This window comes from Clostridioides sp. ES-S-0054-01 (assembly GCA_021561035.1).
Classification (GTDB): Bacteria; Bacillota; Clostridia; order Peptostreptococcales; family Peptostreptococcaceae; genus Clostridioides.
On record CP067346.1, the window covers coordinates 2,666,101 to 2,680,014 of the forward strand.

11 protein-coding genes are annotated in these 13,914 nt (G+C 28.5%); 1 reads left to right on the forward strand and 10 read right to left on the reverse strand.

Annotated elements, in window-relative coordinates; all coding sequences use genetic code 11:
* Nucleotides 1–3: 3 nt before the first annotated feature.
* The 8 genes from def to ltaE all read right to left on the reverse strand — a co-directional run bounded on the left by def (nucleotide 4) and on the right by ltaE (nucleotide 8,380).
* Complete coding sequence (def, locus tag JJC02_12540) at nucleotides 4–444, reverse strand: peptide deformylase (protein ID UDN53726.1); 441 nt, start codon at nucleotides 442–444, stop codon at nucleotides 4–6.
* 17 nt (nucleotides 445–461) lie between these two features.
* Nucleotides 462–2,987, reverse strand: coding sequence for a primosomal protein N' (gene priA, locus JJC02_12545; protein ID UDN53727.1), 2,526 nt, complete (start codon nucleotides 2,985–2,987; stop codon nucleotides 462–464).
* Nucleotides 2,988–3,224: 237 nt separating this feature from the next.
* The gene (gene coaBC, locus JJC02_12550; GenBank protein ID UDN53728.1) at nucleotides 3,225–4,424 is read right to left on the reverse strand and encodes a bifunctional phosphopantothenoylcysteine decarboxylase/phosphopantothenate--cysteine ligase CoaBC; all 1,200 of its coding nucleotides are present in this window, start codon (nucleotides 4,422–4,424) and stop codon (nucleotides 3,225–3,227) included.
* A gap of 4 nt (nucleotides 4,425–4,428) precedes the next feature.
* A complete protein-coding gene (locus JJC02_12555; protein UDN53729.1) occupies nucleotides 4,429–4,695 on the reverse strand; it encodes a DNA-directed RNA polymerase subunit omega in 267 nt (88 codons plus the stop codon).
* 2 nt (nucleotides 4,696–4,697) lie between these two features.
* The gene (gene gmk, locus JJC02_12560; protein UDN53730.1) at nucleotides 4,698–5,315 is read right to left on the reverse strand and encodes a guanylate kinase; all 618 of its coding nucleotides are present in this window, start codon (nucleotides 5,313–5,315) and stop codon (nucleotides 4,698–4,700) included.
* Between the two features lie 29 nt (nucleotides 5,316–5,344).
* The gene (locus JJC02_12565; protein ID UDN53731.1) at nucleotides 5,345–6,226 is read right to left on the reverse strand and encodes a YicC family protein; all 882 of its coding nucleotides are present in this window, start codon (nucleotides 6,224–6,226) and stop codon (nucleotides 5,345–5,347) included.
* A gap of 3 nt (nucleotides 6,227–6,229) precedes the next feature.
* Nucleotides 6,230–7,060, reverse strand: coding sequence for a diaminopimelate epimerase (locus JJC02_12570; protein UDN53732.1), 831 nt, complete (start codon nucleotides 7,058–7,060; stop codon nucleotides 6,230–6,232).
* Nucleotides 7,061–7,345: 285 nt separating this feature from the next.
* Nucleotides 7,346–8,380, reverse strand: a complete 1,035-nt coding sequence (gene ltaE, locus JJC02_12575) for a low-specificity L-threonine aldolase (GenBank protein ID UDN53733.1) — start codon at nucleotides 8,378–8,380, stop codon at nucleotides 7,346–7,348.
* Nucleotides 8,381–8,674: 294 nt separating this feature from the next.
* Here ltaE and JJC02_12580 point away from each other — a divergent pair, with 294 nt between their 5' ends.
* Nucleotides 8,675–10,450, forward strand: coding sequence for an NFACT family protein (locus JJC02_12580; GenBank protein ID UDN53734.1), 1,776 nt, complete (start codon nucleotides 8,675–8,677; stop codon nucleotides 10,448–10,450).
* Nucleotides 10,451–10,664: 214 nt separating this feature from the next.
* Here the strand turns inward: JJC02_12580 and JJC02_12585 are convergent, their stop codons facing one another.
* Both JJC02_12585 and JJC02_12590 read right to left on the reverse strand, forming a co-directional pair.
* Entirely contained in the window at nucleotides 10,665–12,317 is a 1,653-nt protein-coding gene (locus JJC02_12585; GenBank protein ID UDN53735.1) for an ABC-F family ATP-binding cassette domain-containing protein, read from the reverse strand.
* 289 nt (nucleotides 12,318–12,606) lie between these two features.
* Nucleotides 12,607–13,815 (reverse strand): uracil permease, encoded by a 1,209-nt coding sequence (locus JJC02_12590; protein ID UDN53736.1) that lies wholly within the window; start codon nucleotides 13,813–13,815, stop codon nucleotides 12,607–12,609.
* Nucleotides 13,816–13,914: the final 99 nt, after the last annotated feature.

Below are 13,914 nucleotides of genomic sequence, written 5' to 3' on the forward strand. Positions count from 1 at the left end.
CTACTACTTTTCTATTCTATCAACAAATAGAATTCCATCTAAGTGGTCTATTTCATGACAAAATGCTCTAGCCAAAAGTTCTTCTCCTTCTAACTCTATTGTTTTACCATTTCTATCTAAAGCTCTAACTTTTACATAATTTGGTCTTCTAACATCTCCAGCTTCTCCAACAACACTTAAGCACCCTTCCTCATCTATTTGCTCCCCAGATGTTTCTATTATTTCAGGATTTATAAGTTCTATAAGCTCTTCTCCAATATCTATTACTACTACTCTTTTTAAGATTCCAACTTGAGGTGCAGCTAATCCAACACCATCTGCATTATACATAGTTTCTGCCATATCATCTAATAATTGTATTATCTTTTCATCAATTTTTTCAACCTTTTTTGATTTCTTTCTTAATACCGGTTCTCCTATTTGAACTATTTGTCTTAAAGCCATTATATTTCCTCCTAAATTTATAATACACTGTTTGGATTAATATCTATAGATACATTGATATTCTTATCAAATATCAAATCTCGTTTTGTTATACATATATATTTTATTATACCCTTTAACAGATTAATTTCAATATTTTCATCTTTAAAGAGTATCTGCCACCTATAATTTTGATTTATTTTTGATATTGAACATGGATTTGGACCTAATATAAATCCTAAATCATTTATACCCCTTTTTTCTAATAAATAAATCAATGATGCATGCATATTTTTTATGTTTTTTACTACTAATTGCTCATCTTCCCCACTAACAACTACACTCAACATGTTATTAAAAGGAGAATATCCAAATGCTTTTCTTATTTTTATCTCATCTTCATAAAAACCCTCATAATCATACTCAATAGCATGTTTAATAGCATAGTGTTCAGTATCATAAGTTTGAAGCACTACTTTTCCTTCTTTATCAGCTCTCCCTGCTCTTCCAGAAACTTGAGTTATCAATTGAAATGTAGTTTCAAAGCTTTTAAAATCTGGAAAATTTAGTATCATATCAGCAGATAAAATACCTACCAAAGTTACATTTTCAAAATCCAGCCCTTTACTTAACATCTGCGTTCCAATCAGTACATCCGCTTCTTTATCTTTAAATTTATTTAGTATCTCATCTAAAGTACCTTTTTTTGAAGTTGTATCCTTATCCATTCTCAAAGTTTTTATATCTGGAAAAATATATTTTAATTCCTCCTCAATCTTTTGAGTTCCAACTCCAAATGGCTTAACATAGTTACTTTTACATTCAGGACACTCTTTTGGGATTTCTTTCTCATATCCACAATAGTGGCATCTTCCAATATTCCTTTTCTTATGATAAGTTAAAGATATATCACAATTTTCACATTGGAACACATATCCACATTTTCTACAAGATACAAAATTTGCATAACCTCTTCTATTTAAAAACAGTATCACTTGACTATTTTCTTCAATCGCACAACTTATTTCTTTTTGTAATTTCAAACTAAATATGCTTCTATTTCCTTTATCTAGCTCATCTTTCATGTCTACCACTTCAATATTTGGAAGAGGTTTATCATTTGCTCTACTCTTTATATTTATAAGTTTGTATTCTCCAGATTTTGCCCTATAATACTCTTCAATTGAAGGTGTAGCTGAACCTAAAATAAGAGTTAGATTATTTTTTAACGCCATAAATCTAGCCACTTCTATAGCATTAAACTTTGGATTCTTCTCAGACTTATATGATGACTCATGACATTCATCAATTATTATCAAGCCTAAAGAATTAAAAGGTGCAAATAAAGCCGACCTAGCTCCAATTAGAACTCTTACTTTACCTGCTTTGACAGCCTTATAAACATCATGTTTTTCTCCTTCAGATAGTTTACTGTGAAATACTCCAACTAAATCTCCAAACCTACTCTTTAGCCTATCTATTGTTTGAGGAGTTAATGCTATCTCAGGTACTAAGAATATACTGTCTAAACCTTGGCTTAGAGCAAATTCTATTATTTCTATATAAACTTCAGTTTTTCCACTTCCAGTTACTCCATGAATTAAGTATGGTTTTTTATCATCCAAAAGCATATTCGATTTTATCTCATCAACTGCTTCTTGTTGCTCATTGTTTAATTTTATATTTTTTAATATGGATTTGTAAATACTTTTTGGTTCTCTATAATAATCCTTAAATTCTAGGGTTATTAACTTTTTCTTACTTAAAGAGTTTATACTTTGTTTTGAAGCATTTAATAAATCCAATAAATCATTTATCTCTACATTTTTATTATTTTTAAGAAAAGTTAATATTTCTTTTTGTTTACTTCCTACATTTATTTTATTTTGCTCTATATAATCGTCAATTTTATCACTTTCCAAACTCAAAGATATATAACATACTTTCTTCTCATTTTTGTGATTTTTGTATTCCCAACATAATTTTATAATTCCATTTTTATTCATTGCGTACAAAGAACTATTTAGATTTGGTATATATTTTAACTTATCAACCTTAATTTTACCTTTACTATCAATTACTTTTTCTACTATTTCTCTATTTTTATCACTTAAAGTTGATATTTTTTCCTTCAATTCAATATCGTTTAATCCACTTAAATTTTCACCTAATAAGACTACTTTATAATTATTTAGTTTGTATCCTTTTGGATATATCAAATTTATACATTCTATATAAGTACACAAATATCTATTTTTCATCCAATAAACCAATTCTAAGTCTTCTTTTCTAAATATTGGATTTTCATCCAATATATCAATAATTTCTTTTATTTTTATTTTTTCATCTAAGCTATCTGTAAATTGAAATACAAAGGCTTCTGTTGGTTTATTACCTTTTCCAAATGGTACTAATATTCTATGTCCAATTTTTATAACATCAGATAAAAATACAGGAATTTGATATGTAAATAAATTATCTGTGTATATAGTATTACTTCTAACTATTACCTTTGCATATTTTTTCATTGTAAAACCTCTACTTAAATTTAATCTACTGTTCATATTTTAATATATTTTACAAAATATCAAAATTTCAGCATTTATAAAAAATTTCAAGTTAATAATATTAACTCTATATTAATAATTAACTATTAATCATATTTTATACTTTATGACAAAATAAATGCTGAAAACTACAATTTAACTGACATTTGCGAGTTTTTACTCGCTAAAATTAAATTGCAGCTTTCAGCCACTTTAGCTGTGATAAAATACACAAATATCATATTTAAAAAGGTCTTATTTCTCAAGCAATGCTTTAACTTTATCTAAAATAACATTGGCTACTTCTTCTTTTTTCATTTTAGGATACTCAGTAATATTTCCTTCTACATCTATTATTTTTACAATATTAGTATCAGCTCTAAAACCAGCACCCTCTTTGGTTAAATCATTTGCCACAATAAAATCTAGATTTTTCTTTTTTATTTTTCCTTTGGCGTGTTCTATAAGGTCATTAGTTTCAGCTGCAAAGCCTACTAATATCTTATCTTCTTTTATTTTTCCTATTTCATAAGCAATATCGTAATTCCTACTTAGTTCTATTGATAAATCATCATTCTTCTTTTTAATTTTTTTCTCAGAATAAGTTTTTGGTTTATAATCTGCAACTGCTGCACTTTGAATTACGATTTTATTTTCACTTAAATTTGATACTACTGCTTCGTACAAGTCTTGTGCTGACTCTATTTGAACAAACTTTTTAAGATTTTGTGGAATAGAAAGATTTGTAGGGCCTGATATTAATGTTACATCAGCACCTCTAGATATAGCTTCTCTCGCTATAGAATATCCCATCTTCCCAGAAGACCTATTAGTTAGATATCTTACTGGGTCTATACTTTCTACAGTTGGACCAGCTGTAACTATTATGCTCTGACCCTTTAAATCTTGCTCTTTAGTAAGGTTTACCAAAACTTCATCCACTATTGCATCTGGATTAGCTAATTTACCTGCTCCAATATCTCCACATGCAAGTCTTCCACTCTCTGGTTCAATAAATTTATATCCAAAATTCTTTAAAGTTTGTATATTTTTTTGAACAATTGGATTTTCATACATATTAGTATTCATAGCTGGTGCTATCAGAACCTGTGCTTTGGTTGCCATAACAGTAGTTGTTAACATATCGTCGGCTATCCCATTTGCAATCTTTCCTATAACATTTGCACTTGCTGGTACTATTAAGAATAAATCTGCTTTTTTTGCCAATGATATATGCTCAACTTCCCAAGTTTTTGGTTCTTCAAACATATCTTCTACTACATAATTTTGACTTAGTGATTGAAATGTAAGTGGTTTAACAAATTCTGTTGCTGATTTTGTCATTATAACATGGATATTTGCATTTAGTTTTTTTAACTTACTTACAACATTACAAGCCTTATATGCAGCTATTCCTCCGCTTATGCCAATTACAACAGTTTTATCTTTTAGCATGACTTTACTCCTCTTCTGAAATTTGTTGATGTTGCTCAGCATGATGTCTAGCTTCTTCTATCTCTATTTCTTCTTCTGTTAGTAATCTATATGTTATTTTTCCACTTGCAACTTCTTTAGTTGCTACACATACAGGCTTCTCCTTAGCTTTATTTGAAACATATGGCTCTTCTCCATCAATTAATTTTCTTGCTCTCTTTGAAACAGTCCCTACTAAATAGTATCTGTTGTCTATTTTTTCTAGTACCTCATTGATAGATGGTTTTAACATAATTATAATTCCTCCTTGAATTTCTCTATTATAATATTTTTATATCTGCTAACTTTATTCTTTTCAGATGATATTATACCTTCTATTTCTTTAGCAGATGTTTTTACATCTTCATTAAGTATAAAATAATCATAATCCTTAATCATTTTAATTTCTTCATATGCACAGCTAAATCTCTTCTCTATTTCAGCTTCTGTTTCTGTACCTCTTCCAACAATTCTATTTTTTAGTTCTTTAAGTGATGGTGGTAGTACAAATATAAATACTCCCTCTGGGCAAACTTCTTTTATTTGTTTTGCTCCTTGCATTTCAATCTCCAATAATACATCCTGTCCATTTTCTAAACATTCCATTATTGCTGCTTTTGGAGTTCCATAAAAATTATCATAAATTTGAGCATACTCCAAAAACTCACCTTTTTTTATCATATCTTCAAACTTTTCCTTGCTTATGAAGAAATAATTTACTCCATCAACTTCTCCAGTTCTGGGTTTTCTTGTAGTAGCTGATACAGAAAGTTTTATTGTATCATTTTCTTTAAGTAGTTCTTTGCAAATAGTACCTTTTCCTGCACCTGATGGTCCTGATACAACTAGCAATAATCCTTTTTTCGCAAACATTTAAGCATTCCCCTTCTAATATTGTATTCTTACTCTATATTTTGTATTTGTTCTCTTATTTTTTCTAATTCGCTTTTTACTTCCACTACTAAATTAGTTATATTTATATCAGATGACTTCGAACCTATAGTGTTAGTTTCTCTATTCATCTCTTGTATTAAGAAATCTATTTTTCTACCTATAGAGTCGTCTTTAAATATAGTATTTTTAAGTTGCCCTATATGACTTTTAAATCTAACTATTTCTTCTGTTATACTGCTTTTATCTGCATATATTGCAACCTCTTGTGCTAATCTATTCTCGTCTATTATACTTGGGTCATCCAATAATTCACTTATTCTCAAATTTAATTTTTCTCTATAATCTTCTACAACACTGCTTGAATATTTTTCAATTTCTTCTATATGATTTTTTAATAAATCACATCTCATGGTAATATCTTCAGCTAATTTTTTACCTTCTTCACTTCTCATTTCTCTTAATTTGATTAATGCATCTTCAACTGCTCGATTCAACATTGACCACAATAAATCTTCATCTTCTTCTTTTTCTTCTATTTTCACAATATCAGGAAACTTTGCAACATTCATAACACTAATATCATCTATAATGTCAAATTTATTTTTTATTTCTCTTAGTATATCTATATATTGAGATGCTAATACCTCATCAAAGTTTAAGTTTACATCTTCTTTGCCTAATAAGTCAAATTTTATGTATAAATCTACTCTTCCTCTTTTTACATAATTTTTTACTAAATTTCTAACCTTATCCTCTAAAAATGAAATTTTTCTTGGAAGACGTATGTTTATATCTGAATACTTATGATTTATCGTTTTACACTCTACTAAAAAGTAATAATTATCATCCTTGTATTCTCCTCTTCCAAAACCAGTCATACTTATAGCCATTAATTAAACCTCCAAAACACCTTCACATATTTTTACTGCTGAACCTGTCATATAAGAGAAATCTCCTACATCTATTTTAACTGTTCCACCTTGAGAAGTTACATTTACACTACTTTCTACCATATTAAGTAGATTGCACACTATTGCTGATGCAGTCATACCAGTCCCACAACCTAGAGTATATCCACAACCTCTTTCCCAAGTATAAACATGTATATTATACTTATCTTCTACCTTTACAAAATTTACATTCGTTTTTTCAGGAAAAATTTTATTATTTTCAATCTCTTTTCCATATTTACAAACATCATCTACATCTAGCTCATCTACTATAACTACTGTATGAGGAACCCCCATCAACATAGAAGTAACTTTAAATTCTCTATCTAAAACTCTTATACTTTCTTGCACAAAACGTTCTTTCCCTGCAAGTACAGGAACATCCTTAGCTCTAAAGCTTCCTTCTCCCATGTTGACTCTTATAGAGTTTATTTCTCCATTAATAAGATTTATTTTTATATCTTTTATCCCATCTAATGTATCTACTGTAAAATTTTCTTTTCTGACTATACAATTATCATAAACAAATTTACAAAAACATCTAAGACCATTTCCACACATAGCTGCTCTTGAACCATCAGAATTATAATATACCATTTCTACATCTGCAACTTTTGAATTTTTCACAACTAACAATCCATCCGCTCCTACAGAAAATCTTCTATGGCATACTTTTTTTGCTAAAACAGTATAATCAGATGGGTCTATTTGGTCGAATCTTCCATCTACTGCTATAAAATCATTCCCTATTCCATGTAGTTTCCAAAATTTCATAAGTATCGCTCCTTCGTAAATTAACACTTAAACTATTATAACATAAAAAAATTCCCATAAACTTATAATTTATGGGAAAAGTTTTGTAATGACAACTATAATTTGAGGATGTGAGGGAGAGTTGCCATTACAATTAGGGTAATTATATTATGTTTTTAAGCTAGTTCTTTCTATGTTTATATAATAATATTTCTATATGAATTTTATGTATGTTTTATTTAAACTATCTATGAATTTTTTAATTAAATATCTAATAACTAGCTATAATTCTTTAGTAGATACCTACTAACATACACCGATTAATTCTTTAAGTGTTTTTAAAACATAGCCTAAATCTTCTTTAGTAATATCTACATGAGTTACAAATCTATACTCACCATTTTCCATCTTATTAATTTTTATGTTTCTTTCAAAAAATTCTTTTATTAGAACCTCTTCTTTTATAACGTCTTCACCCATCTTAAAGAACACCATACTTATGTCTGGATTAACATTGTTTACTTCAATGCCATCAATTTTATTTAATTCACAAGCTAAGTATTTTGCATTTTCATGGTCTTCATTTAATCTTAAAGTCATTTTTTCAATGGCAATTATACCAGCAGCTGCAACTATACCTACTTGTCTCATTCCCCCACCCATAACTTTTTGCTTTCTTCTAGCTTTTGCTATAAATTCTTTACTTCCAGCAAGTATAGAACCCATTGGTGCAGCTAAACCTTTTGACACACAGAACATAACACTATCACAGCACTTTGCTATTTTTTTAGCTTCTACACCCAAAGCTAATGCTGCGTTAAATATTCTTGCTCCATCTAGATGTACTGGTAAGTTATGTTTCTCAGCTATTTTTTTAATTTCTCTTAAATTATCAAGACTCACAACAGTTCCACCTGAATATGCATTTTCTACACATATAAGCCCTGTCTGTGGTTCATGTATATCATCTCTTCTAATTGCCTTTTCAACAAGTTCAGGATTAAGAGCTCCATTTTCATCTTCATCTATAGTTCTAAGCTGAACTCCAGCTATCACAGCAGGTGCTCCAACCTCATGAGTTACAATGTGATATCCTTTACCAATAATTATTTCTTGCCCTCTTAGACAATGAGTGAATAAGGCTAATTGATTCCCAAAAGTTCCACTTGGAAGGAAAATAGCATCTTCTTTTCCAACTTTAGCTGCTGCTAATTCTTCAAGTTTATTTACAGTAGGGTCATCTCTAAAGATTGAATCTCCAACAGGAGCCTTTGCCATAGCTTCTCTCATTTCATCAGTAGGCATAGTAACAGTATCACTTCTTAAATCGATAAATTTCATTTTTTCAACCTTCTTTCATATTAGATACTATAAAACTTTAAAATTGATTTATTTTTGCAAAGTTCATATACTTTCATAACTTATACTTTACACAATAATTATACTATATTTATTTTACATTTAAGCCACTTTAAATTATTAATTTTAAAAATAATGTTTCGTTCCTATAAGTATAAATAGTTATACAATTTAAATATTAATCTCTATTGTTTAAATTTCCCCTAGTCACAAGGCGTATATTATGTGTATAATTAATTTACTGGCTCATTTTGGTCAAAGAAAGGGGTGCTATATATGGCATTAGATGGATTAGTTATACATTCAATAGTAGATGAATTATCATCAAAACTTACAGGTGGAAAAATAGATAAAATACATCAGCCTGAAGATGATGAGGTAATTTTTAATATAAGAAATAATAAAGAAAATTTTAGATTGGTTTTGAGTGCAAGTGCTTCAAATCCTAGAGTTTATCTTACAAGCAATTATCAAAAAGAAAACCCACTAAAAGCACCTATGTTTTGTATGTTACTTAGAAAATACATACAGGGTGGAAATATAGTAGAAATTTCTCAAATAGGCTTTGAAAGAATAATAAAAATAAGTGTTGAATCTTTAGATGAATTAAAGGAAAAGACAATTAAAAATATTATGATTGAAATTATGGGAAGACATAGCAACATAATAATAACCCATGGTGAAGAAAATAAAATTATAGATTCTATAAAAAGAGTACCTTTTAGTATAAGTAGAGTTCGTCAAGTTTTACCGGGTCATGATTATTCATTACCACCAGAACAAAATAAGCTTAATCCTCTTGATAATATACCTAAGGATTTGTTTATCAATAGCCTAAGTGAATCTGAAGGACCTATCTTTAAGTCCATATATTCTAAGTTTCTAGGTATAAGCCCTACTATATCCAAAGAAATTTGCTACCGAGCAGATGTAAATCAAAACACTATCATAAGGGATATATCTAATGAACAATTTGATTCTTTATACAAAGAATTTTGTAATTTATTCAATGATATAAATGCTAATAAATACTCACCTTGCATTGTCATAGATAAAAAAGTAGATAAGGTAGTTGATTTCAGCTGTGTAAATCTTACATTATTTAGTGATTTATCCTATATAAATAAGGAAAGTATGTCCCGTATACTAGAAGATTTCTATAGAACTAAAGATATTAAGGATAGAATCAATCAACGTTCATCTGACTTAAAGAAGAGTATATCTGTTAAACTTGATAGACTTTATAATAAACTAAAAAAACAGGAAGAAGAATTGTCAGAGTCTGAAAATGCAGATATTTATAAGATAAAAGGAGAATTGATTACTTCATATATCTACATGGTAGAAAAAGGTATGGAAAGTATTGAAGTTGCTAATTTTTATGATGAAAATTGTAAGAATGTAATAATAGAATTAAATAAAAACTTGACACCATCTGAAAATGCTCAAAAATATTTTAAAAAGTATAACAAAATGAAACATGCTAAAGTTGAAATATCTCATCAAATTTCATTGAATAAAGAAGAAATAGATTACTTAGAAAACATAATTTTAAGTATTGAAAACTGTGAAAATTTAGCTGAATTACAGGATATAAAAGAAGAACTTGCTAAGGTTGGATATATCAAGACTCAAAAGAAAAACAGTAAAAAGGATACTATCCCTTCTACAAAACCACATGAATTTGTGTCTTCTGATGGATTTAAAATATTAGTTGGTAAAAACAATAGGCAAAACGACTATCTTACACTAAGACTTGCTGATAATGACGACTTGTGGATGCATACAAAGAATATTCCTGGTTCTCATGTAATAATAAAGTGCGCTGGTAAGGAAGTCCCTGATAATACTATATTTGAAGGAGCTATACTGGCGGCATTCTTTAGTAAGTCAAATCTTTCTTCTCAAGTGCCTGTAGACTATACTAAGAGAAAAAATGTAAAAAAACCTAGTGGTTCTAAACCAGGTATGGTTATTTATGAGACTAACAGTACTATTTATGTTACTCCTGAAGAAGAAACAGTAGCTAAACTTAAGGTTAAATCTGAATAAACTCTGTACTAAGTACAAAATGAGCATTAGATAATAATACATTATTATTGTCAATGAAAATAGTGGCATTCTTATAAAATCCAATATGAATGCCACTTTCTATTTAACTCACTTTTAATTTTCTAACAAAGTATTTTTATGTTTTAATAGCTATACTTATATTCCCAATAAGCATTTTTAGTCTTCTTATATAGATATAATTAAAAAGTTAATATTAAAAGCTATTTTTTAATTTGATGATTTGTTTTAGTAACTCATTGTATTCTGATTCGTACAGTTCTTTTTTTAGACTATCCTTTTCTATAGATAGCATAGATATAATAGTTGTAAGTTTATTTTCTAATACTAGAAGATTTTCTTTTTTAACTTTATCTTCCCTACTAGGAGTTTTTTTATTTCTGCTAATTATATATTCATCATAATTACAATCAAACTCCCTTATTTTAGTATCTCTTATCTCTATAATATAGTTACAAATATGTGATATAAACACTCTATCATGAGATACTATAAGCATAGTTTTATCAGTGTTTATCAATGCTTTTTCTAGTGCCTCCATAGATTTTATATCTAAGTAATTTGTCGGTTCATCAAATACTAAAAAATTATTATCTTCCAATATTATTTTACATAATGCTATTTTTACCTTTTCTCCACCACTAAGTACTTTTACTTTTTTGTAGACATCATCTCCCTTAAATCCAAATAGGTTTAAGTTTATCCTTATAAAAGATTCATCAAATGAACTACTGACTTTAGTATTGTATAGAACACTCTTTTCCTCATCTAATAAACTTTGATGTTGGTCAAAATAACCTACTTTCACCTTGTTATTTATTTTTATATTGTCATTTCTATTAGTCAATATTTCTTTTATCATAGTACTTTTTCCACACCCATTATCACCTAATAACGCTATCTTTTTACCTCTTTTTATTTTAAAAGAAACATTATCTAATAGGAGTTTATTTCCTGCCTTTAGAGTCATATCCTTTATCTCTACTAGATTTTTACTAATTATCTCCATTCCATCTTGAATCTTAATCTTCATTTCTGCAGAAGTTTTAGGTTTATTCTTTACCTCAAGTTTGTCAATTCTACTTTTTATGGCCTTCACATTTGAGTCTAACTTTTTCTTATTAGTTTGACCACCCATTTTGTGTAATCTAGCTTCTGAATTACCCATTCTTTTTGGTGTTTTCCTTATACCATCGCTTAAAGCTTTTTTATATAAAAGAGCTTTTTCAAGTCTTTTTTTCTCTTTAATATATTCCTGATACTCAAAATCAGCTCTTTTTACTTCTTCATCTTTTTGCATTAAATAATCAGTGTAATTGCCTTTGTAAGCTTTTAATTTTCCATCTTCTAGTTCTAATATAGTTGTACATAACTCGTCTAGAAAACGTCTATCATGAGATATTAATAATAATGCTCCCTCATGCCTTTTAAACATATCTTCCAAAGTCCCAATACTTTTTTTATCTAAGTTTGAAGTTGGCTCATCAGCTATTATGATGTTTTTCTTATCACTCAGTGCATCTGCTATTTTTAGTTTAACTTTTTCCCCTCCTGATAAGTACTCTTCAAACCTATCTGGAGCATTTAAAAGACTCTTCTCTTTACTATTACTACATGTTTCAATATTATTTTCACTCTGACTTATATAAGAATAGCTGTCTGTAAGGTAAACATATCCTTCGTCAATTTCTATTTCACCCAATATTGCCTTTAATAATGTTGTTTTTCCTTGACCATTTGAACCTACTAGACCTATTTTATCATTTTCTGATACTTCAAGCTTATCTATATCCAAAATTAATTTGTCAGCATAATATTTCTTTAAATTCTCTACCTTTACTAACAACATAAAAAAATCCCTCCTTAACACACTTAAATATAAGGAGAGATTATATAAATAGGCATAACAAATAAACGTATAGACTATAATCTACTCTCCTTAATTTAAGCATCGCAAATAAAGCCACCAAAATAGGCTTTTCAAAAATTACAATACTTTAAATTATAAAAAATAGATTATATTCTCATTGTCCCAGTTACCTTGCCCTTTCTTTCATTTATTTTTAATCATTATATCAACAATAATTACAAATGTCCATAGAAAATTAATTATTTAAAATTATACAAGATACAATTTATTATTCTTCAACTTTAAAATCTTGATTATTTAAAATTCTATTTAATACAATTCCAACAATTGCAGCTAAACTAAGACCTGTTATCTTTACTGTACTTGTTATAGGTATTCCAATAGAAATACCTTTATTAGATAAATATGTTGTTCCAAGACCTATTAGTAATATAACTGCTATTATTAACATATTTATCTTACTTTCTACACAAGAACTATCTCTTATAGTTTTTAATCCTACATAAGTTATCATTGAAAATAGCATTATACTAATTCCACCCATAACTGAACCTGGTATACTTTGAAGGAATCCTCCAAACTTGCCTACACACGCAAGTAATATAGCAAATACCGCCGTACGTCTAAGTATTGAAGGGTCATAGTTTTTTGTTATAGCAAGTACTGCTGTATTTTCTCCATAAGTTGTATTAGCTGGTCCACCTAAACAACCTGCAACTATAGTCGCAAATCCATCTCCAAGTAGTGTTCTATTTAACCCTGGATTTTCTATAAAGTTTTTACCTACTACAGCACCATTAGTAGTCATATCTCCTATATGTTCCATAAATACAGCTAACACAACTGGAGATATAATAACAATTGCTCCTAAACTGAATTTAGGAACTGTAAAGTTAGGTATTGCAAATAAACTTGCTTCTGTAATTGTAGTCACATCTACTAACCTTAATATCAAACAGATTATATACCCAGAAAAAACAGCTATTAATATTCCTAATTGTTTTGTAAATCCTCTACCAAACTTATTAGTTAAAATTGCTATTGCTAAAGTTATGAATGCTATTACAAAATTGGCTGAAGCCATACTAAAAGCTGTTGGTAATAAATTTAAGCCTATAACTACTATCATAGCTCCTGTAACTTGTGCTGGAAAATATAATTTAATTTTATTTACTCCAACTATTTTTACTATAATCGACATTATAATATAAATTAATCCTGCTACTATTATACCACCTTGAGCATATGCTAAATCTCCTCCATACACATCTTTAGCTGCTAGTATAACTGGTATAAATGCAAAACTTGAACCTAGAAAGGCAGGTACTTTTCCTTCTGTACAAAAATGAAATATCAATGTACCAACACCAGCACAGAAAATTGCAACTGACGGATTAAAGCCTGTCAAAATAGGAACTAATACGGTTGCTCCAAACATGGCTAATAGATGTTGTAAAGACATTATTGTTTTTTTCATAAAAACCTCCAAAATTATTATATATAAATAAATCCTCTGTCTAATTAATATCTTTTAATTAATTATCATTCCCTAGATTCTATTTTTTAATCTCTATAT